Annotated in this window: 20 protein-coding genes; 10 read left to right on the top strand and 10 right to left on the bottom strand. The window is 65.8% G+C overall.

What is annotated here, in order from left to right; translation table 11 throughout:
* Positions 1-97 precede the first annotated feature (97 nt).
* Positions 98-850, bottom strand: a complete 753-nt coding sequence (locus M2375_RS15345; RefSeq protein WP_259168692.1) for a hypothetical protein — start codon at positions 848-850, stop codon at positions 98-100.
* 199 nt (positions 851-1,049) lie between these two features.
* On the opposite strand from M2375_RS15345, the gene M2375_RS15340 reads away from it, so the two are divergent.
* The 4 genes from M2375_RS15340 (at position 1,050) to M2375_RS15325 (ending at position 4,540) form a co-directional block, all read left to right on the top strand.
* Positions 1,050-2,327: a class I SAM-dependent RNA methyltransferase gene (locus M2375_RS15340; protein ID WP_259168691.1), complete on the top strand. Its 1,278-nt coding sequence runs from the start codon at positions 1,050-1,052 to the stop codon at positions 2,325-2,327.
* Positions 2,324-2,818, top strand: coding sequence for a putative toxin-antitoxin system toxin component, PIN family (locus tag M2375_RS15335; protein ID WP_259168690.1), 495 nt, complete (start codon positions 2,324-2,326; stop codon positions 2,816-2,818). The genes M2375_RS15340 and M2375_RS15335 overlap by 4 nt, the downstream gene beginning before the upstream one ends.
* Before the next feature lie 217 nt (positions 2,819-3,035).
* Positions 3,036-3,353: a multidrug efflux SMR transporter gene (locus M2375_RS15330; protein WP_027010449.1), complete on the top strand. Its 318-nt coding sequence runs from the start codon at positions 3,036-3,038 to the stop codon at positions 3,351-3,353.
* A 56-nt stretch (positions 3,354-3,409) separates the two neighbouring features.
* Complete coding sequence (locus M2375_RS15325) at positions 3,410-4,540, top strand: 3-deoxy-7-phosphoheptulonate synthase (protein ID WP_259168689.1); 1,131 nt, start codon at positions 3,410-3,412, stop codon at positions 4,538-4,540.
* Positions 4,541-4,563: 23 nt separating this feature from the next.
* On the opposite strand, the gene M2375_RS15320 is transcribed toward M2375_RS15325, so the two are convergent.
* Positions 4,564-4,896, bottom strand: coding sequence for a YnfA family protein (locus M2375_RS15320; RefSeq protein ID WP_259168688.1), 333 nt, complete (start codon positions 4,894-4,896; stop codon positions 4,564-4,566).
* Entirely contained in the window at positions 4,896-5,294 is a 399-nt protein-coding gene (locus M2375_RS15315; protein ID WP_259168687.1) for a hypothetical protein, read from the bottom strand. Before M2375_RS15315 ends, M2375_RS15320 begins: the two co-directional genes overlap by 1 nt.
* A gap of 145 nt (positions 5,295-5,439) precedes the next feature.
* On the opposite strand from M2375_RS15315, the gene M2375_RS15310 reads away from it, so the two are divergent.
* The 3 genes from M2375_RS15310 to M2375_RS15300 all read left to right on the top strand — a co-directional run bounded on the left by M2375_RS15310 (position 5,440) and on the right by M2375_RS15300 (position 7,824).
* Complete coding sequence (locus tag M2375_RS15310) at positions 5,440-6,222, top strand: IclR family transcriptional regulator (protein ID WP_259168686.1); 783 nt, start codon at positions 5,440-5,442, stop codon at positions 6,220-6,222.
* Between the two features lie 85 nt (positions 6,223-6,307).
* Entirely contained in the window at positions 6,308-7,423 is a 1,116-nt protein-coding gene (locus M2375_RS15305; RefSeq protein ID WP_259168685.1) for a CaiB/BaiF CoA-transferase family protein, read from the top strand.
* Positions 7,424-7,494: 71 nt separating this feature from the next.
* Positions 7,495-7,824, top strand: a complete 330-nt coding sequence (locus M2375_RS15300) for a hypothetical protein (protein WP_259168684.1) — start codon at positions 7,495-7,497, stop codon at positions 7,822-7,824.
* Positions 7,825-7,833: 9 nt separating this feature from the next.
* Here the strand turns inward: M2375_RS15300 and M2375_RS15295 are convergent, their stop codons facing one another.
* The 7 genes from M2375_RS15295 to M2375_RS15265 form a co-directional block, all read right to left on the bottom strand.
* Complete coding sequence (locus M2375_RS15295) at positions 7,834-8,631, bottom strand: enoyl-CoA hydratase/isomerase family protein (RefSeq protein ID WP_259168683.1); 798 nt, start codon at positions 8,629-8,631, stop codon at positions 7,834-7,836.
* Positions 8,628-9,431 (bottom strand): SDR family oxidoreductase, encoded by an 804-nt coding sequence (locus M2375_RS15290; RefSeq protein ID WP_259168682.1) that lies wholly within the window; start codon positions 9,429-9,431, stop codon positions 8,628-8,630. The genes M2375_RS15295 and M2375_RS15290 overlap by 4 nt, the downstream gene beginning before the upstream one ends.
* Positions 9,428-11,143, bottom strand: a complete 1,716-nt coding sequence (locus M2375_RS15285; RefSeq protein WP_259168681.1) for a long-chain-fatty-acid--CoA ligase — start codon at positions 11,141-11,143, stop codon at positions 9,428-9,430. Before M2375_RS15285 ends, M2375_RS15290 begins: the two co-directional genes overlap by 4 nt.
* Positions 11,144-11,155: 12 nt before the next feature.
* Complete coding sequence (locus M2375_RS15280; protein ID WP_259168680.1) at positions 11,156-12,142, bottom strand: tripartite tricarboxylate transporter substrate binding protein; 987 nt, start codon at positions 12,140-12,142, stop codon at positions 11,156-11,158.
* 86 nt (positions 12,143-12,228) lie between these two features.
* Positions 12,229-13,005, bottom strand: a complete 777-nt coding sequence (locus M2375_RS15275) for a crotonase/enoyl-CoA hydratase family protein (protein ID WP_259168679.1) — start codon at positions 13,003-13,005, stop codon at positions 12,229-12,231.
* Positions 13,006-13,041: 36 nt separating this feature from the next.
* Positions 13,042-13,809 (bottom strand): SDR family NAD(P)-dependent oxidoreductase, encoded by a 768-nt coding sequence (locus tag M2375_RS15270; RefSeq protein ID WP_259168678.1) that lies wholly within the window; start codon positions 13,807-13,809, stop codon positions 13,042-13,044.
* 53 nt (positions 13,810-13,862) lie between these two features.
* Positions 13,863-15,044: a thiolase family protein gene (locus tag M2375_RS15265; RefSeq protein ID WP_259168762.1), complete on the bottom strand. Its 1,182-nt coding sequence runs from the start codon at positions 15,042-15,044 to the stop codon at positions 13,863-13,865.
* A gap of 210 nt (positions 15,045-15,254) precedes the next feature.
* Between M2375_RS15265 and M2375_RS15260 the strand changes: the two genes are divergently transcribed.
* The 3 genes from M2375_RS15260 to M2375_RS15250 all read left to right on the top strand — a co-directional run bounded on the left by M2375_RS15260 (position 15,255) and on the right by M2375_RS15250 (position 19,069).
* The gene (locus tag M2375_RS15260) at positions 15,255-16,832 is read left to right on the top strand and encodes an AMP-binding protein (protein ID WP_259168677.1); all 1,578 of its coding nucleotides are present in this window, start codon (positions 15,255-15,257) and stop codon (positions 16,830-16,832) included.
* A 40-nt stretch (positions 16,833-16,872) separates the two neighbouring features.
* Positions 16,873-18,015, top strand: coding sequence for an acyl-CoA dehydrogenase family protein (locus M2375_RS15255; protein ID WP_259168676.1), 1,143 nt, complete (start codon positions 16,873-16,875; stop codon positions 18,013-18,015).
* Positions 18,016-18,082: 67 nt separating this feature from the next.
* Positions 18,083-19,069 carry a tripartite tricarboxylate transporter substrate binding protein gene (locus M2375_RS15250; protein WP_259168675.1) on the top strand — a complete coding sequence of 329 codons (987 nt, stop codon included), beginning with the start codon at positions 18,083-18,085 and terminating at the stop codon, positions 19,067-19,069.
* The last annotated feature ends 45 nt before the right edge of the window (positions 19,070-19,114 follow it).

Raw genomic sequence — 19,114 nt, 5'->3', positions numbered from 1 at the left:
TTCTGCGCAAGCGCAAACCGGCGTGTGGCAAGGGCTGCGCGGGTGTGGGATGGCCTGCTGGCAGCAGGCCTATTGCAGCCGTCCTAGGACAGCGCGCTTACTTGGGCTGGGCGGCGAAAGCGGTCTTGAGGCGCTGCAGCATCTCACGGTTGAGCTGGCGCTGCTGGCTGCTCCAGTGGGTCATCGCCTTGTTCAGCTCCGCTTGCAGGCCATTGGCCGTCTGCCAGTCACCCTGGCCTGCGGCCCATATCGCGTACTCGGCCATCACATCGAAGCTGCCCGAGTGTTGGCGCGCAAAGTCAAAGCTCTTGCGGGCCATCTCCTGGTCGCCCAGCTGGGCATAGGCTTTGGCCACCAGCAGGCCCACGGCCTCGGCCCGAAATTGCACATCGGCCTGGGCAATCACGCGCAGCTGCTGCAGCGCCTGCTGCGGCTGGCCGGCCTGGTAGGCGGCCTGTGCCGCGCCCCAGCGGATTTCCAGGTCATTGGCAAACGGACCTTTCATGCTGGCCTGGAAGTGATGGAAGGCCTGCTCGGCCTGGCCATTGGCCAGCAAAGCCTGGGCCAGGCGGATCTCGTTTTGTGCGGTGGGACTGTAGTCGTAGGCGGCCTGGGCTTCGCGCACCTCGCGGGTGGGGTCCAGCGCCTTGACGGCGTTGCTCGCCAGGCTGCGGGCATGGCGCTGCAGGCGCGAGTTAGGCAGGTAGATGGCGAAGAAATACACCACGCTGCCCAGAAAGGGAAAGGCCAGCAGCACAAACAGCCAGTAGTTGTTCTGGCCGCTGCGCACCGCATGGACCGCAAAAAACAGCGCAATGACGACGTGTACGCCGGCTCCAAGGAAGGGCATCCGCATTCTCTCTGAGGTATGGAGGGGAAGGGCGGCTGCACCGAGGGCTGCGGCCCGCTCTGGGGCCAGACTATAGCAGCCAGCAACCCGTTACGGCTGCGCTATGGGAGCCGGGCCGCAGAATGCGGACTGGCACAGTCCACATTCCCATGCGCTTGCGCAGACAATGGGGCAAGCGCGTATGCTTGCCCCCCTGCTTATGAACCAACTGCATTTGTTTTTGCCCTGCGCCGCCGGCGTCGAGGGCCTTTTGGCGGACGAAGTCCATGCCATCACCGGCGCCAGCGGCCAAGACCTGCTGGTGGCGCGCGGCGGCGTCATGCTGCGCGGCATGTGGCGCGATGCGCTGCTGCTGAACCTGCACAGCCGGCTGGCCCAGCGCGTGCTGATCGAGCTGTCGCACAGCCTGTACCGCAACGAGAACGACCTCTACCGGGCCGCCAGCGAGGTGGCCTGGGAGATCTGGTTCTCGCCCAAGGAGACCTTCAAGATCGAGGTCACCTCGCAGCACAGCCCGCTGACCAGCCTGAACTTTGCGGCGCTGCGCGTCAAGGATGCCATCGCCGACCGCTTTCGCGAGGGGCGCCATGGCGTGCGCCCCAGTGTCGAGACGCACCACCCCGATGTGCGCGTGCACCTGCACCTGACCACCGATGGCGCCACCATCTATATCGATACCTCGGGCGAGGCGCTGTTCAAGCGTGGCTGGCGCGAGGACAAGGGCGATGCGCCGCTCAAGGAAACCCTGGCCGCAGCGATGATTGCCGCCAGCGGCTGGGATCCGCATGGCGACGACCCGCAGCCGCTCTACGACCCCTGCTGCGGCAGCGGCACGGTGCTGATCGAGGCGGCCCAGATTGCGCGCAAGATTCCGGCCGGCATCCTGCGCCGCTTTGCGTTTGAAAAGCTGGTGCCCTTCCAGCGCCATGTCTGGGAAGCGATGCTGGACGAGGCCGAGCGCCAGATCCTGCCCCAAAGCCCGGTGGGCATCTATGGCTCGGATATTTCCTTCCGCATGGTCGACTTTGCCCAGCGCAATGCCGAGCGCGCTGGTGTGGCCGAGACCATCGAGCTGCGCGGTGGCGATGCGCTGCAGCGCATGCCGCCCAGCGAGCAGCCCGGCATGATGCTGCTCAACCCGCCTTATGGCGAGCGTATTGCCGCGGCCGGCACGGCCGGGCGCAATGCGGCCGAGCGCATGGGCCAGGTCGAGCGCGCAGGGCGCGAGACGGCGCAGACCGAAGATGGGGGCGAGTTCTTCAACCAGCTGGCCAGCCACTGGAAAAAGCACTACAGCGGCTGGAGCGCCTGGCTGCTGACCCCTGATCTGAAGCTGCCCGGCAAGATGCGCCTGAAAGAATCGCGCCGCACCCCCATGTGGAACGGCCCGATCGAATGCCGCTTGTTCCGCTTTGACATGAGCAAGGGCGCGCACAAGCCGCGCCATGGCGAGGCCGGGCCCGGCAGCGCTGCGTGAAGGTCGTTCTCAAGTGGCCTTCCTGCAATGAAGGCTATGCCGGACCGCTGCCCCGGCCGGTGGTGCTGGACACCAATGTGGTGCTCGATATGCTGATCTTTGACGATCCGCATATCCCACCGATCCGCACGCTGGTGGCCCAGGGGGCGCTGCGCTGGATTGCCGATGAGGCCCAGCGCATCGAGTTGGAGCGGGTGCTGCATTACAGCCAGATCGCCCCCCGGGTGAGCTACTACGGCAAGACCGCCGAGGGCGTGATGGCCGCCTTTGATGCCGCCGTGCAGTATGTCGCTACCGCCCCCAAGATCCGCTTTAGCTGCACCGACCCGGATGACCAGCATTTTCTGGATCTGGCCAGCCAGCACCAGGCCTTGCTGGTGAGCAAGGACAAGGCGGTGCTCAAGCAGCGCAAACGTGTGGCGACCTACTACGGCGCCACCGTGGGCAACCTGTTGCAGCTGGAGCCGCAAGACGCCGAAGCGCTGGCCTAGCTGCGCCATACTGCTTTTGCTGCGCTTGCCGACTGTGGCACGCTAACCACCCACGGCAAACCCGGCGATCGCCGGGCGGCTTGGCCTTTGGCAGGGCCCGCCGCTATCATGGGACCCATTGCGCAGGGACGGCCCTGCATGGCGCTGCAGCAGCGGCGCGCACCACCGCCAGGACGGCCTGGCCATTCCAATATTCCGTTTGTTCAAGGAGTTCGATATGGCCTGGGTTTATTTGCTGGTTGCTGGTGTGCTGGAGGTGGTGTGGGCGTTTACGATGAAGCAGTCCCATGGTTTCACCAATATCAAATACAGCGCGATCACCCTCGTGGCGATGATTGCCAGCTTTGGCCTGTTGTCGGTCGCCATGCGCAGCCTGCCGCTTGGCACGGCGTACACCATCTGGACGGGCATTGGCGCCGTGGGCGCGTTCATCGTGGGCATCACCGTGCTGGGAGAGGCGCTGACGCCGATGCGCGTGGTAGCGGCCTTGCTCATCGTCAGCGGCCTGGTGCTGATGAAGCTGTCGTCGTCGTAATCCTGCCGATGCCTTAGGCCTGTGAACGTGTTTGCAGGCCCTGCGACAATAGCGGGATGACCGATTCCTCTACCGCTGCAGGCACCGTGGCCCGCAAGTCCCCGTCCCGGCTTTCCACCTTTGACAAGACCCGCATCGATGACACGCGCATCAAGGTGGTGCGGCCGCTGATCACGCCCGCCTTGCTCGAGGAGTGGCTGCCGATCACCGACGAGGCCTACCAACTGGTGGAATCGAGCCGCGCAGCGATCTCCAAAATCCTGCACGGCCAGGACGACCGCCTGGTGGTGGTGGTGGGCCCATGTTCCATCCACGACCACGACCTGGCGATGGACTATGCCCGCCAGCTCAAGGTGCAGGCCGAGGCCTTTCAAGACGATTTGCTGGTGGTCATGCGCGTCTATTTCGAGAAGCCGCGCACGACAGTGGGCTGGAAGGGCTACATCAACGACCCGCACCTCGATGGCAGTTTTGCCGTCAACGAAGGGCTGGAGCTGGCGCGCCGCCTGCTGCTCGATATTCTGGCGCTGGGCCTGCCGGCCGGCACCGAGTTTCTGGACCTGCTGTCGCCCCAATTCATCAGCGACCTGGTCAGCTGGGGCGCCATTGGTGCGCGCACGACCGAGAGCCAGAGCCACCGCCAGCTGGCCAGTGGCCTGTCCTGCCCGGTGGGCTTCAAGAACGGCACCGATGGCGGCGTCAAGGTGGCGAGCGATGCCATCTTGGCTGCGCAGTCCGAGCATGCCTTCATGGGCATCACCAAGATGGGCCAGAGCGCCATTTTCGAAACCCGGGGCAACCAGGACTGCCACATCATTCTGCGCGGCGGCAAGCAGCCCAACTACAGCGCCGCCGATGTGCAGGCCGCCTGCGAGGTGCTGGCCAAGGGCGGCCTGCGCGAGCAGGTGATGATCGACCTGTCGCATGCCAACAGCAGCAAGCAGCACCGCCGCCAGATCGATGTGGCCGCCGATGTGGCCCAGCAACTGGCCGCTGGCGACCACCGCATCACCGGCGTGATGATCGAGAGCCACATCCACGAAGGCCGCCAGGACATCGTCGAAGGCCAGCCGCTGGCCTATGGCGTATCGCTCACCGATGCCTGCATCAGCATGGCGCAGACCGTGCCGGTGCTGGCGCAATTGGCGCAGGCCGTGCAGGCGCGCCGCGCGGTCAATAAAGCCTAAGTGTTCAATCTGGGTGCGCGCGCTCAGCGCTGCGCCGCGCCCAGCATGATTACCGCCATGCCGGCCAGGCACAGCGCCACGCCGGCCATGTCCCAGCTGCTGGGGCGGATGCCATCGACCAGCCACAGCCAGGCAATCGCCGTCGTCACATAGACGCCACCGTATGCGGCATACACCCGGCCTGTGGCGGTCGGGTGCAGGCTCAGCAGCCAGACAAAGGCCAGCAGCGCCAGCACCGCTGGCAGCAGCACCCAGGCCGGTGCCTTGTCCTTGAGCCAGAGATAAGGCAGGTAGCAGCCAACGATCTCGGCAATCGCCGTCAGCACAAACAAGGCGGTGGTCGTCAACAGGGACATCAGGGCGCTTTCGTAAAGCTGGGCAGGCGCGCGGCCAGGTCAGCGTCGTGCTGCGCCAGCTGCTGCAGCTGGGCAAAGGCCGGCTTGGCGCCGGGCAGGATGTGGTGGCCTGCCACCTGCGCATAGCAATCTAAAAACGAGGCGGCCAGCTCGGCGCTGTTCAGCCAGGTGTCGGCGCAGGCCAGCAGTGCCGTGCATGCCGCTGCATCGCGCCCCATCTGGGCAATGGCCCAGAGGGCGGCCTGTATCTCAACGTCGTCCAGATCGGCATGGTCTTGCACCAGCAAATCTAGCGCTTGTTGGCGCTCGGCGGCGGGCAATTGCTTGTCCGCCAGCAGCTGGCCGATGGCGGCAATCGCGGGAACGCGGGTAGGCAGACCGTGTTGGTTCAGGCTCATGGCAGGCGGGAGTGTTGCAGATTGCCGCCATTGGGCGGCTTAGGGCAGCAAGCTGGTGCGCGTGCTGCAAATATTGGATCAATCCCGATTAGAATTTCATAAATCGAGACATTAGTCTCGTAATAAGTAACTTATATACTGAAATATGAATTCTGAAGCGGATGGAAAACTGGTCAGCGCGCTGGTGCGCGGCGTCAGTATTTTGCAGTGCTTTAACAACAAGCAGCAAGAACTCAGTGGCAAAGAACTGATGGACCTGACGGGTTTGCCCAAGCCCACCTTGTTCCGCCTGACCGAGACCTTGTGCGAGCTGGGCCTGCTGCGCTATTCCGAGCGCCTGTCCAAGTATGTGCTCGGCATAGGGGTACTCAACCTCGCATCGCCCCTGCTCTCGCGCATGACGGTGCGGCAGTTTGCCCGCCCGCAGATGCAGGAACTGGCCAACTACATGGGTGGCCAGATCCAACTGGCCGTGGGTGAAGGCCGGCGTCTGGTGCTGGCCGAGCTGGCCAATGGCATGGACAACAAGGTATTCACGCCCGAGATCGGGGTGGCGGTATCTTTGGTGCGTACCGCCACCGGCCGCGCCTACCTGCTGGGCCAGAGCGAGGCCGCGCGCCAGGCCTACCTGGACGAGCTCGATAGCAGGGCGCCCGAGCGTGCCGCGCTGCTGCGCGAGCGCCTCGACGATGCGCGCCAGGACCTGGCCTTGCACGGCTTTTGCCGCAGCCATGGCGATCTGCACCGCGAGATTCTGTCCATCGCCGTGCCGCTGTCGCAGCCCATTGATGGCGAGCGCTGGGTGTTGGGCGCCTCCGTCCCCACCTACAACCCCAAGAGCCGCGAGCTGGAGACCGACATCGGCCCGCGCCTGGTGACCCTGGTGCGCTCGCTCGAAGGGCTGATTGGCACCTCCAGCCTGTCCTGACCGGGCCTGACCTGACCTGACCTGACCTGACCTGACCCGGTCGGGTCTGACAGCACATCGCAAAAAATAATCACAGGAGACAAACATGAAGGTATTGGACGGCATCAAGGTGCTGGAGATTGGCGGCCTGGGCCCGGGCCCGTTCTGTGCGATGCACCTGGCCGATCTGGGCGCCGATGTGATCTCCATCGTGCGCGAAGAAAAAGACACGGCCCCCACCGGCAACCTGCTCAACCGGGGCAAGCGCTCGGTGTTTGCCGACCTGAAAAGCGCCGAGGGCAAGGCCCTGGTGCTGGCCCTGGTGCGCAGTGCCGATGTGCTGATCGAGGGCATGCGCCCGGGCGTGATGGAGCGCCTGGGCCTGGGCCCGGCGGCGTGCCAGGCCATTAACCCCGCGCTGGTCTATGGCCGCATGACGGGCTGGGGCCAGAGCGGCCCGCTGGCCCCGCGCGCCGGCCATGACAACAACTACGCAGCGGTATCAGGCGCGCTCTGGGGCTGCAGCCCGGCCGATGCGCGGCCGGTGTCGTCGTTTGCGATGGTGGGCGATATCGGCGGCGGTGCGCTCTACCTGATGACGGGCCTGCTCGCCGGCGTGATCCAGGCGCGCAGCAGCGGCAAGGGCTGCGTGGTGGATGCCGCTATTGTCGATGGCGCCGCCCATATGCTGAACCTGGCGCTCAGCGCCCGCCAGCGCGGCATCGTGGCCGATGTGCGCGGCCAGAGCATCCATGACAGCGCACCGTTCTACGACACCTATGTCTGCGCCGATGGCCAGCACATCACCATCGGCAGCATCGAGCCCCAGTTCTATGCGCTGCTGCTGCAGAGCTTGGGCCTGGCGGACGACCCGGACTTTGCTGTGCCCCAGTCGCAATGGGACAAGGCGCTGTGGCCGCGCCGCCGTGCGCGGCTGCAGGCACTGTTCATCACCGAGCCGCGCGCGCACTGGCAGCAGGTGTTCGAGGGCAGCGATGTCTGCTTTGGCGCGGTACTAAGCCCGCTGGAGGCCGCTGCCCACCCACATATGCAGGCCCGTGGTGTGTACCACGAGCAAGGTGGTGTTTTGCAGGCTGCGCCCGCTCCGCGCTTCGACGGCCAGGCCTATGACACCCCCGAGATGTGTGCCGCAGGTGCGCACACCGAGGCCGTGCAGGCGCTGGTGGCTGCAGGCGATGCCAGCGCCGCCTGGCGCCGCTGAGCACGCAGCGGTGCGACAATGCTGCCCTGCCCAGGCAACGCCTGGCTGGGCACCGATAAAGGGAGCTGCCAATGGGCATCGTGGTTTTTTACCTGCGCAACAAGGCCGAGGATGCCGAGGCCGAGCAGCCCGACTGGCAGCCGCAGTGCCTCGCCTATAGCGACCAACAGATGAGCGAAGCGCTGGCGCAATGCCAGCGCCTGCGCGCCGACCCGCGCCATGCGCATGTGGTGATGTCGTCGGAGTTGCGCGACATGGTCGGCCAAGTGGGGGTGGCAGCGGTAGAAGACGGCCGCACACCCGATGGCGAGCTCTATGACTGGAGCAAAGCCGGGCGGGCGGGCCTGAGCCGCCGCAATGCGATGGAGCCGCCCAAAAAGCGCGGCAGCACCAGCGAATAAATCGTTTTCTCAGGTCCTTGCGGGCCACTGGAACGGCGCAGGCTGTTTGTTCAAAAACGCCTGCACGGCGTCGCGGTGCTGGGCGGTGCCCATCGCCAGCGCCTGGGCATTGGCCTCTTGCTCCAACAGCGCCGGCAAGTCATTGGCGGCCATGGCCAGCGAGCGTTTGATCAAGCTCAGCGCCACCGGCGATGCACCAACAAAGCTGTGCGCAATCGCCTGCGCACGCGCCTGCAGGGCTTCAGGCGCGACCAACTCGCTGGCAATGCCCAACGTTAAGGCCTCCTGGGCGGAGACCTCGCGGCCCGAGAGCATCAGCTCCCGCGCGCGCTGCACGCCCACCACCCGCGGCAAGGTGTAGAAGGCCGCGCAGTCGGGCACCACGCCGACGCGGATAAAGGACATCGCAAAACGGGCCCGGTCGGACGCAATGATGAAGTCGGCTGCCAGCGCCAGGCTAAAACCGGCGCCATAGGCGGCGCCGTCCACCGCTGCAATCACCGGCTTGTCCAGCAGCATCAGGTCCTTGAGCCAGTGGTGCAGGCTCGATAAGCGCGCGCGCCAGCCGGCATTGTCCAGACCCGATGCCGCGATATTGCCCAGGTCGCCGCCCGAGCAAAAGTGTTCGCCCACGCCGGTCAGCACCAGTGCGCGCAGGCTGGCGTCAGTCTGCATCAAGCGCACCACCTCGGCCATCTCTTCGCGCATCAGCGGGTCAAAGGCATTGCGCTTGGCGGGGTAGTTAAAGCGCAGGGTGGCCACGCCGTCCTGGCGTTCAAAAACAATGCGTTCGTAGCTGTGTCTCATGCGGCGCTCCGGGGGACGTAGGAGGCGCGCATGTCGCGCCCGCCGCGCAGGGCGGCACCGCCATCGACCGGGATGATGGCGCCCGTCACATAGCTGGCCAGCGCGGACGACAGGAACAGCGCCATGTGCGCCACATCATCGGTGCTGCCCATGCGCAGCAGCGGCACGGTGGATACGGCGCGCTCCAGCGCATCGGCCGTGGGTGCCAGGCGCCGCATGCCCTCGGTATCGCCGATGGGGCCGGGCGAGATGCTGTTGACGCGGATGCCATCTTCACCCCACTCCAGCGCCAGCACCTTGGTCATCATGTCGATGCCGGCCTTGGCCGCGCAGGCATGGACCTGGTACATGGTCGGGTTGACGCCTTGCGGCGCCGAGATGTTGATGACGCTGGCGCCGGGTTTGCGCAGCATCGGGTAGGCCAGGCGCAGCACATGGAAGCTGCCATTGAGGTCGATATCGACGACGGTCTTGAAGCCGTTGGGCGACAGGTCCTTGGCCGGGGCAATGAAGTTGCCTGCAGCGCCCGAGACCAGTACATCGATGGGGCCAAAGCGGGCATGGGCCTGCGCCAGCGCGGCCTGCACGGCATCGGGGTCGCGCACATCGGCGCTCAAGCCCAGGGCCTGCGCGCCCAGCGCCTCCAGCTCGGCGGCGGCCTGGGCCAGCTTGTCGGCCGAGCGGCTCATGACCACGACATGCGCGCCCGCGCGGGCGAAGGCCTTGGCAATGCCCAGGTTGATGCCGCTGCTGCCGCCTGCGACAAACACATGCTGGTGGCGAAAGGAGAAAGTGCTCATGGGTGTTCCGTATGCAAAGAAAGGGAGGGGGCGGCGGCTTGCTGCGCCGCCTCCTGCAGTGCGCGCCACTGGATTTTGCCGGTGGCGGATTTGGGCAGCGCGGCGAGAAAGTCCACCGCGCGGGGCACCTTGTAGGCGGCCATCTGTTCGCGGCTCCAGCCCATGATCTCGTCCGCCGAGGCCTGCGTGCCCGGCCGCAGCACCACCAGGGCCTTGACCGATTCGCCGCGTTTGGCATCGGGCACGGCGATCACGCAGGCTTCGAGCACCGCAGGGTGGCTGTAGAGCATGTTCTCCACCTCGGCGGGCCAGACCTTGTAGCCATTGGCATTGATCATGCGTTTCAAGCGGTCGCGCATGAAGTAGTAGCCGTCCTCGTCCACCGAGGCCAGGTCGCCGGTGCGAAAGTAGCGCCGGCCATGGCGCTCAAAAAAGGCCTCGCGGTTGGCCTCGTCGTTGCGCCAGTAGCCCTGCATCACCTGCGCGCCGCTGGAGACCAGCTCGCCCACTTCGCCAGCGGGCAGCTCTTCGAGGGTTTCGGGGTCGACGACCATTGAATGCACGCCCTGGGTGGGCACGCCCAGGCACTGGCGCTTGGTGTGGCCGGGCGGGTTGGCATGCAAAAAGGCGGCGGTCTCGGTCAGGCCATAGCCCTCGCTGTAGTGCAGGCCATAGCGCTCGGCCAGCATCTGCGACACGGCCTCGGGCATGGCCGCACCGCCGCCGGCCAGCATGGCCAGGCTCGACAGATCCAGCCCATGGGCGGCGGCCTGGCTGAACAGGTCGATCACCATGCTGGGCGGCGCTGTCCAGGCGGTGACCTGGTGGCGCTCGATCAAGGTGGCGGCCAGCAGCGCATCCCAGCGCGGCATCATCACCACGGTGCCGCCGACGGCAATGGGCATGTTCATGCCGTACTGCGTGCCCAGCATGTGGAACATGGGCGCCACCGACAGAAACACCAGGTCGTCATTGAAGCCGCGCCACAGGCGCGATCCTGTCAGCGATGCCAGCACCGAATGGTGGCTGTGCATGCAGCCCTTGGGGTGGCCGGTGGTGCCCGAGGTATAGGGGATGGTGGCCAGCATGTCGGCCTGCGCCACACGCGGGCCGGGCGCCAGCTGCAGCGCCAACGCTGCGGCAAAGCCATGGTAGGGGCCGGCGGGCAGCGGCAGGCGCGGCGCGGTCACCACCTCGGGCAGGGCATCGGGTGGCGATGCGGGCAGCGCGTCGCTGTAGGCGTGGACGATCACTGCATCGAGCAGGCCCTCGTCCACACAGGGCTGGGCGCTGGCCAGCAGCTCCTGGGCGACGATGGCCAGGCGGGCGCCGCTGTTGTCGGCGTAGTAGCGCAGCTCGGTAGCGGTGGTCATCGCGCTCACCGGCACCACCACGCCACCGGCGCGGTAAATGGCATAGCAGGCGATGACGAACTGTGGGCAGTTCTGGCTTTGCAGCAGCACGCGCTGGCCCGGTGCCAGCTGCAGGCGCTGCTGCAAAAAGCCGGCCAGCGCATTCACCTGGGCCAGCAGCTGGGCATAGCTGGTGCTGGCGCCCGCATAGATGATGGCGGCCTTGTCCGGGTAGCGCTGGGCCGAGGCGCTCAGGTTGTCGTCCAAGGTGATGCGGGGCACGCGCAAGTCGCGCGAGACGCCTTTGGGCCAGTAGAAAGGCAGCGGTGAGCGTGGGGATGCGGGAGATGTTTTTGGCATGAACACAGCGCTTCAGTCCAGCTGCAGCTGCTGGCTTTGGATCAGCGCGCCCCAGGTCTGCTGGTCATCGGCCACCAGCTTGGCAAAGCCCGCCTGGGGCATGCCGCCGGGGCGGCCGCCCAGCTCACGGTAGCGGCGCATGATGTCCGGGTCATGCAGGACGGCCTGCAGGTTCTCGGCCAGCTTTTTCTGCACCTCGGGCGGGGTCTTGGCGGGCACAAAAAAGCCCATCCATCCGACCTGGTTGAAGTTGCGCATGCCCAGCTCGGTCATGGTCGGCACCTCGGGCAGATCGGGCTCGCGCTGGTCGCCGGTGACGGCCAGTGGGCGCAGCTTGCCATCCTTGATATGGACCAGCGAGGCGGTCATGTTGTCGAACATGAACTGGGTTTCGCCGGTAACGATGGCCATGGTGCCGGGGGCCGATCCCTTGTAGGGGATATGGACCACATCGGTGCCGCTGCGCTCTTTGAAGAGCTCGCCCATCAGGTGGGTGGTCTGGCCCACACCGGCGGATGAGAACGACAGCTTGCCCGGCTGGGCCTTGGCCGCCGCCACCAGGCCATCGAGGCTCTGGATCGGTGACTTGACCGGCACCACCAGCACATTGGCAAACGAGATCATGTCCGTCAGCGGGGCAAAGTCCGTGGGCTTGTAGCTGAGCTTTTTGTAGGCCGTGTAGTTGATGGCGTTGGAGCCGCTGTTGCCCACCAGAACGGTATAGCCATCGGGCTGGGCGCGCGCCACCAGGCTGGCACCCAGGCTGCCCCCGGCGCCGGGCTTGTTGTCCACAATCACCGACTGGCCCAGGCGCTGGCCGAGCTTTTGCGCCAGCAGGCGGGCCGGGATGTCGGTGGAGCCGCCTGCCGCGCCGGGCACGATCAAGGTGATGGTGCGCGTGGGCCAGGGGGCCTCAGCATGGGCGCTGAGCGCGCTGGCGAGCAGCGCAAGGGCCGCCAAGGCCTGGAGGGGCTGGCGAAGATGGACGGTACGAGGCATGGCTTTGTCTCCTGCTGCGCGCTTCTGTGGCGCGTCATGGGGGCGGATGGGCAGCCCTGGTCTTGGCGCTGCGGGGTGGTTGGGGGCTAGACGCCTTTCCAGACCGGTGGGCGCTTTTGCGCAAACGCTGCCGCGCCTTCACGCGCGTCCTGCGAGTTGAAGACCGGCGTGGTGATCACCGCCTGGCGGTCAAACATCTCCGCCAGTGGCCATTCGCCCGACTGGCTGGCCACCTGCTTGCTCGCGGCCAAAGCCAGCGGGCCATTGGCGGCAATGGTCTGCGCCAGTGCCAGTGCGGCATCGAGTGCGCCGCCCGGCTCGGTCAAGCGGTTGACCAGACCGAGCTCGGCAAAGCGCTCGGCGCCGAACATGTCGCCCGTCAGAATGCATTCCATCGCCACGTGGTAGGGCAGGCGTTTGGGCAGGCGCAGCAGGCCACCGGCCGATGCAGCCAGGCCGCGCTTGACTTCGGGCAGGCCAAATTTCGCATCGCGCGCAGCCACGATCAGGTCGCAGGCCAGCGCCACCTCAAAGCCGCCGGCCAGCGCATAGCCTTCGACCGCCGCGATCAGCGGCTTGGCCGGAGGGCGCATGGTGAGCCCGCAAAAGCCGCGCCCCGGAAGGCTGGGGCGCTTGCCCTGCAAAAAGCCCTTGAGGTCCATGCCCGCGCAAAAGCTGCCGCCCGCGCCGGTGATGATGCCCACCCGCAGCTCGGGCTGGCTGTCGAGCGTATCAAGCGCAAGGGCCATCGCCTCGGCCATCTCTAGGGTGGCGGCATTGCGCGCCTGGGGGCGGTTGAGCTGCATGATGAGCACGGGGCCGCGGGTTTCGACCAGGAGTTCGGCGGTATCAGAGCTAGACATGGGAGCCTTTCAACAGAGGGTGAAGAGGAAGGCGCCTTAACGCGGTTGCATGCGGATGGCGCCATCCAGGCGGATGGTTTCGCCGTTCAGCATGGGGTTCTCCAGAATATGCAGCGCCGTCATCGCGTACTCGGGCGGGCGGCCCAGGCGTGCCGGATTGGGGACCGACGCGGCCAGCGACTGGCGCACGTTCTCGGGCAGCTTGGCGAGGATGGGGGTGTCAAACAGGCCGGGCGCAATGGTGCAGACACGGATCATCTTGGAGGCCAGATCGCGGGCGGCAACGATGGTCATGCCGATGACGGCGGCCTTGGAGGCGGCATAGGGGATCTGGCCGATCTGGCCTTCGTAGCCTGCGACCGATGCCGTCAGCACGCAGGCGCCGCGCTCGCCTTCCAGCGGCTCGTTCTGCGCCATGGCCACGGCCGACAGGCGCAAGGTGTTGAAGGTACCGATCTGGTTGATGCGGATGATGTTCGTGTACTTCTCCAGCGAGCCAGGGCTGCCATCTTTTTCAATCAGGCGCACCGGGCCGCCGATGCCGGCGCAATGCACCAGCGCACGGAATTGGCCCCAGGCCTGGGCGGCCGACACCGCCTTTTGCATCTGCTCGGCATCGGCCACATCGGCCTTGATGAATTGGAGCTGGCCGGCGTACTGCTTTTCCATCGCTGCGCCGCGCTCTTCGTTCAGGTCCACCGCCACCACGTTCAGGCCGCGCTCCAGCAGGGCCACGGCGCTGGCTTCGCCCAGCCCCGATACGCCGCCGGTCACGAGGGCGGTCATTCCTTGGGTCAATTGCATGTCAAAAATCCTTGTCAGTTCAAACGTTCAATCTGATGGAGCCCGGAGGGCTTTTAGCGGAGCACTTCGATGATGGTGGCGTTGGCCATCCCCCCCGCCTCGCACATCGACTGCAGGCCATAGCGCTGGCCGCTGTCCTCCAGCGCATGCAGCATCGTGGTCATCAGCCGCAGGCCCGATGCGCCCAGCGGGTGGCCCAGCGCAATCGCGCCGCCGCGCGGGTTCAGGCGCTCGCCATCGGCGCCCAGCTCCTTTTGCCAAGCCAGGGGCACCGAGGCAAAGGCTTCATTGATCTCGTAGTGCGCAATGTCACCCAGCTGCATGCGCGCCTTGGCCAGCACGCGCTGGGTGGCGGGGATGGGGGCGGTCAGCATGTAGAGCGGGTCGTCGCCCACGACATCAAAGGCCACAAAGCGGGCGCGTGGGCGCAGGCCCAGTTGCAAGGCGCGCTCCTCGCTCATGATCAGCATGGCGCTGGCGCCATCGGTCATCTGCGAGGCATTGCCAGCGGTGGTGCTCCACTGGATCTGGGGGAAGCGGGCAGACAGCTCTTCGCTCTCGAACACGGCCTTGAGGCCGGCGAGCTTCTCGGGCGTGGTGCTGGCGCGGATGGTCTCATCGGCGCTGACGAGGGCCTGGGGGCTACGGATAGACACAATCTCGCGGGCAAAGGCGCCGCTGCTTTGGGCCGCATGGGCGCGCTGGTGCGAGCGGGCGGCATAGGCATCCAGGTCGCTGCGCGACAGGCCCCATTTGGCGGCCACCAGATCGGCCGACACCCCTTGGCCCACCAGGCCGGGCGCATAGCGCTCGTCAAAGCGGGCGCCGGTGGTGTTCTTGCCCATGCGCGAGCTGCCCATGGGCACCCGGCTCATCGATTCGACACCGCAGGCGATGACGATGTCCTGCGTGCCGGACATGATGGCCTGGGCGGCAAAGTGCACCGCCTGCTGGCTGGAGCCGCACTTGCGGTCGATGGTGGTCGAGGGCACATGGGCGGGCAGGCCAGCGGCCAGCCAGGCCAGGCGCCCGGGGGTGCCCGCCTGCTCGCCGGCCTGGCTGACGCAGCCGCAGATCACATCATCGACCGTGCCTGGGTCCAACTGGTTGCGCGCTACCAGCTGCTCCAGTACCTGGGAGAGCAGGTCGACAGGGTGGAGTTCGGCCAGGGCGCCATCGGGTTTGGCCCGGGCCATGGGGCTGCGGATGGCATCGACTATGACTGGTATTTTCATCATTTAATGAGACTTGTGGATCATTAAATTAATGATAGGTTTCAGAAAACCGAATACATACTGGTATTTACCCGCATCAAATTTCGCTTCAAACACCAGATACTGTCCATGAACTCTCGAAATTCGAGACGAGTGATTCAAAATTAGATTAAAGCTGTAACACAGGTGATTGCGTGCTGCGATCAGCTGTGCACCACGGAGACCGAGGAGATGCACAACTTCTTCAGCTGGGCCCAGGCCCAGCCCGAGCGGGTGGTATTGACGCAGGCCGACACCGGCCGGCGCTACACCGCAGGCGAAATTGCCCAAGGCGCCCAGCAGATGGCGCAGTGGCTGGCGCAGCAGGGGCTGCAGGCCGAGCAGACCATCGCGGTGCTGTTGGAGAACCGCTATGAGATCGTGCAGCTGGTGCTGGCCGCCAGGTTGGCAGGCCTGTATGCCGCCGTCATCAGCACGCACCTGACGGCCGCCGAGGTGGCCTATATCGCCCAGGACAGTGGCTCCAAGATGCTGCTGGTCTCCAGCAAGACCTGGCCCACCGCACAGGAGGCGGTGCAAGGCCTGGCGCTGGCCTGCTATTCGGTCGATGGTGATACGCCCGGTGTGGCGCCCCTGGCCGATGCGCTGGCGGCCGTGTCCCAGGGCCCACAGATCGACCTGGCCACGCGCCCGCTGGGCCGCGATCTGCTGTATTCCAGCGGTACCACCGGCCGGCCCAAGGGCATCAAAAAGCCCTTGCTCGCAGCGGCTTACCGCGAGCAGCGCGATCCCGAAGTCGCCGCCTGGATGCGCAGCATGCGGTTTGACGAGGATGCCGTCTACCTCTCGCCCGCACCGCTCTACCATGCCGCGCCCTTGCGCTACAGCCTGCGCACCCTGGATGTGGGTGGCTCGGCCATCATCATGAGCCGCTTCGATCCCGAGCAGGCGCTGGCGCTGATTGAGCGCTACCAGGTCAGCCACAGCCAGTGGGTGCCGACGATGCTGGGGCGCCTGCTCAAGCTGCCCGACGAGGTCAAGCGCCGCTTCCGGCTGGACAGCCACCGCGTGGCCATCCATGCGGCCGCGCCCTGCCCGGTGGCCGTGAAGCAAGGCATGCTGGACTGGTGGGGCGATATTTTGCTGGAGTACTACGCCGGCTCCGAAGGCTGCGGCACCACCTTGATTGACTCAGCCCAGTGGCGTGCGCGGCCGGGCTCGGTCGGCCGGGCCATCAGCGGCCAGCTGCACATCGTCGGCGACGATGGCGAGGAGCTGGGCGTGGGAGAGGTGGGCCGGGTCTATTTCTCGGGTGGCGGCGCTTTCCAGTACCTCAATGACGAGCGCAAGACGCGCGAGGCCATCGATGCGCGCGGCTGGGCCACCTATGGCGACATCGGCCATGTCGATGCCGAGGGTTTTCTGTTTTTGAGCGACCGGCGTGCCGACCTGATCCTGTCGGGCGGCGTCAATATTTACCCGCAAGAAATCGAGAACGCGCTGGCCCAGCATGCGGCCGTCGAAGAAGTCGCCGTGGTCGGCGTTCCGCACGAGGACTTTGGCGAGCAGACCCTGGCCGTCGTGGTACTGCGGCCCGGCTTTGACGCCAGCGAGGCCACGGCGCGTGCGATTGTGGACCAGGCGGCTGCCAGCCTGTCCAAGGTCAAGTGGCCCCAGCGCCTGGTGTTTGAGCCCAGCCTGCCCCGGCTGGAGACCGGCAAGCTGCTGCGCCGCGTGCTCAAGGACCGTTTCAAGCAAGCGCCGCAGGCGGGCTATGGCCTGCGCAGTACCAGCGGCGCCCAGGGCTGATGGCCCTTACTTATTTATCTTTATTTCACCCCTGACCACCATGCAAGACCTGACCCAACGCAGCGTGTTCCGCGAAGACCATGTGCAGTTTCGTGATGCCGTCCGCCATTTCTTTGACAAGGAGATCGTGCCCTTCCATGCACAGTGGGAGCGCGATGGCATTGTGCCCAAGGCGGTCTGGCGCAAGGCCGGCCGCGAGGGCCTGTTGAACACCATGCTGCCCGAGCCCTATGGCAGCGGCGGCGATTTTGGCCATGCGGCGGTGCTGATCGAGGAGATTGCCCGCACGGGCGCCAGCGGCCTGGGTTTTCCGCTGCATTCGGACATCGTCGCGCCCTATATCCATGCCTATGGCAGCACGGCGCAAAAGGACCGCTGGCTGCCCAAGATGGCGGCGGGCGAGATGATTGGCGCGATTGCGATGACCGAGCCCGGCGCGGGCAGCGACCTCAAATCGGTACGCACCACGGCCAAGCGCGACGGCGACCACTATGTGATCAATGGCGCCAAGACCTTTATCACCAACGGCATCAATGCCGAGCTCGTCATCGTGGTCTGCAAGACCGCGCCTGAGCTGGGCGCCAAGGGCGTGTCGCTGATCGTGGTGGAAGACGGCACCCCCGGCTTTGCCAAGGGCCGCAAGCTGGAGAAGATCGGCCTCATGGCGCAGGACACTTCAGAGTTGTTCTTCGACAACGTGCGCGTGCCGGTGGACAACCTGCTGGGCGAAGAGAACCTGGGCTTCAAGTACCTGATGCACGAGCTGGCGCAGGAGCGCCTGGTGGTGGCGGTGCGGGCTGCCATGTCGATCGAGGCCTTTTTGCAAAAGACCGTGGACTACACCCGCGAGCGCAAGGCCTTTGGCCAGACGGTGTTCGATTTCCAGAACACCCGCTTCAAGCTGGCCGAGGCCAAGGCCCAGGCCACCATGCTGCGCGTGTTTGTCGATGACTGCATGCGCCTGCACCTGACGCGGGACCTGGCACCCGACCGGGCCGCCATGGTCAAGCTCAATGCGACGGCGCTGCAAAACAAGCTGCTCGATGAGTTTTTGCAGCTGCACGGCGGCTACGGCTACATGACCGAGTACCAGGTCGGCCGGGCCTGGACCGATGCGCGCATTGGCCGCATCTACGGCGGCAGCGACGAGATCATGAAGGAAATCATTGCCCGAACGCTTTGACCATGACAGCGGCCCAGAGCACGCCATAGAGCGTGCCAGCGGCATCACTACTTAAAGGAGACAAACCATGCAAAACCGCCGCTCGGCCCTGGGCCGTGTGCTCACAACTGCAGCCTGCGCCGCCCTGGTGCTTGCCACGGGCAGCGCCCTGGCTGCCGACCACTACCCCAGCAAGCCCATCCGGCTGGTGGTGCCCTACCCGGCAGGGGGCGGCACCGACATCATTGCCCGCCTGATGGGCACCCAGCTGTCGCAGCGCTGGGGCCAGCCGGTGATTGTGGACAACAAGCCCGGTGCCAGCGGCATGATGGGCAACGACCTGGTGGCCAAGGCACCCGGCGATGGCTACACGGTGCTGCTGGGCATCACCGCGCTGGTGCAGATCCCCGCGCTGTACAAGAAAGTGCCTTACCAGCTGAGTGACCTGGCACCGGTGTCGCAGGCCGCCAAATCGGCTGACCTGGTGTTTGTGCCGCGCAGCTCGGGCATCACCAGCCTGCCGCAGTTCATCGCCAAGGCCAAGGCCCAGCCAGGCAAGCTCAACTTCGGCTCCTACGGCAATGCGACCTCGTCGCACCTGCATGGCGAGCAGCTCAAGCTCAAGGCCGGCATCGACATGGTGCATGTGCCTTACCAGGGCTCGGGCCCGGAGATGGCGGCCATGCTGGGCGGGCAGTTGGAGTCGGCCTTTATCGATGCCGCCGCTGCTTACCCGCATATCAAGTCGGACAAGGTCAGCATCCTGGCGGTGACCGGCGCGCAACGCCACCCCGCGCTGCCCGATGTGCCCACCATGGCCGAGGCCGGCTACAGCGGCTTTGAGGCCAATGGCTGGTTTGGCTACTTTGTGCCGGCCAGCACACCCCAGCCGATTGTGGACAAGCTGGGCAACGAGCTGGCCGCCATCGTCAAGATGCCTGAGATCAGCAAGCGCCTGTTGGACATGGGCCTGATCCCCGTGGGCTCGACCCCGGCCGAGTTCAAACCGCTGCTCGCGCGCGACGCCGCGCACTGGAAATCGATTGTGGATGCGGCCAAGATCTCGATGGATTGAGGTCTAAACACCACCGCACTGCCGGGCTTTGGGAGGGGGCGCGGC

It is taken from the genome of Comamonas sp. BIGb0152 (genome assembly GCF_024809975.1).
In the GTDB taxonomy this organism is placed as follows: Bacteria; Pseudomonadota; Gammaproteobacteria; order Burkholderiales; family Burkholderiaceae_C; genus Comamonas.
The sequence above is the reverse complement of the archived record's forward strand: the minus strand, read 5'-3'. Positions and strand labels throughout refer to the sequence as shown.

Excerpts from the sequence above, each read along its gene's own strand:
- M2375_RS15345 (WP_259168692.1), bottom strand. The coding sequence starts at position 850 with ATGCCCTTCCTTGGAGCCGGCGTACACGTCGTCATTGCGCTGTTTTTT.
- M2375_RS15340 (WP_259168691.1), top strand. The coding sequence starts at position 1,050 with ATGAACCAACTGCATTTGTTTTTGCCCTGCGCCGCCGGCGTCGAGGGC.
- M2375_RS15330 (WP_027010449.1), top strand. The coding sequence starts at position 3,036 with ATGGCCTGGGTTTATTTGCTGGTTGCTGGTGTGCTGGAGGTGGTGTGG.
- M2375_RS15325 (WP_259168689.1), top strand. The coding sequence starts at position 3,410 with ATGACCGATTCCTCTACCGCTGCAGGCACCGTGGCCCGCAAGTCCCCG.
- M2375_RS15320 (WP_259168688.1), bottom strand. The coding sequence starts at position 4,896 with ATGTCCCTGTTGACGACCACCGCCTTGTTTGTGCTGACGGCGATTGCC.
- M2375_RS15315 (WP_259168687.1), bottom strand. The coding sequence starts at position 5,294 with ATGAGCCTGAACCAACACGGTCTGCCTACCCGCGTTCCCGCGATTGCC.
- M2375_RS15310 (WP_259168686.1), top strand. The coding sequence starts at position 5,440 with ATGAATTCTGAAGCGGATGGAAAACTGGTCAGCGCGCTGGTGCGCGGC.
- M2375_RS15305 (WP_259168685.1), top strand. The coding sequence starts at position 6,308 with ATGAAGGTATTGGACGGCATCAAGGTGCTGGAGATTGGCGGCCTGGGC.
- M2375_RS15300 (WP_259168684.1), top strand. The coding sequence starts at position 7,495 with ATGGGCATCGTGGTTTTTTACCTGCGCAACAAGGCCGAGGATGCCGAG.
- M2375_RS15295 (WP_259168683.1), bottom strand. The coding sequence starts at position 8,631 with ATGAGACACAGCTACGAACGCATTGTTTTTGAACGCCAGGACGGCGTG.
- M2375_RS15290 (WP_259168682.1), bottom strand. The coding sequence starts at position 9,431 with ATGAGCACTTTCTCCTTTCGCCACCAGCATGTGTTTGTCGCAGGCGGC.
- M2375_RS15285 (WP_259168681.1), bottom strand. The coding sequence starts at position 11,143 with ATGCCAAAAACATCTCCCGCATCCCCACGCTCACCGCTGCCTTTCTAC.
- M2375_RS15280 (WP_259168680.1), bottom strand. The coding sequence starts at position 12,142 with ATGCCTCGTACCGTCCATCTTCGCCAGCCCCTCCAGGCCTTGGCGGCC.
- M2375_RS15275 (WP_259168679.1), bottom strand. The coding sequence starts at position 13,005 with ATGTCTAGCTCTGATACCGCCGAACTCCTGGTCGAAACCCGCGGCCCC.
- M2375_RS15270 (WP_259168678.1), bottom strand. The coding sequence starts at position 13,809 with ATGCAATTGACCCAAGGAATGACCGCCCTCGTGACCGGCGGCGTATCG.
- M2375_RS15265 (WP_259168762.1), bottom strand. The coding sequence starts at position 15,044 with ATGAAAATACCAGTCATAGTCGATGCCATCCGCAGCCCCATGGCCCGG.
- M2375_RS15260 (WP_259168677.1), top strand. The coding sequence starts at position 15,255 with ATGCACAACTTCTTCAGCTGGGCCCAGGCCCAGCCCGAGCGGGTGGTA.
- M2375_RS15255 (WP_259168676.1), top strand. The coding sequence starts at position 16,873 with ATGCAAGACCTGACCCAACGCAGCGTGTTCCGCGAAGACCATGTGCAG.
- M2375_RS15250 (WP_259168675.1), top strand. The coding sequence starts at position 18,083 with ATGCAAAACCGCCGCTCGGCCCTGGGCCGTGTGCTCACAACTGCAGCC.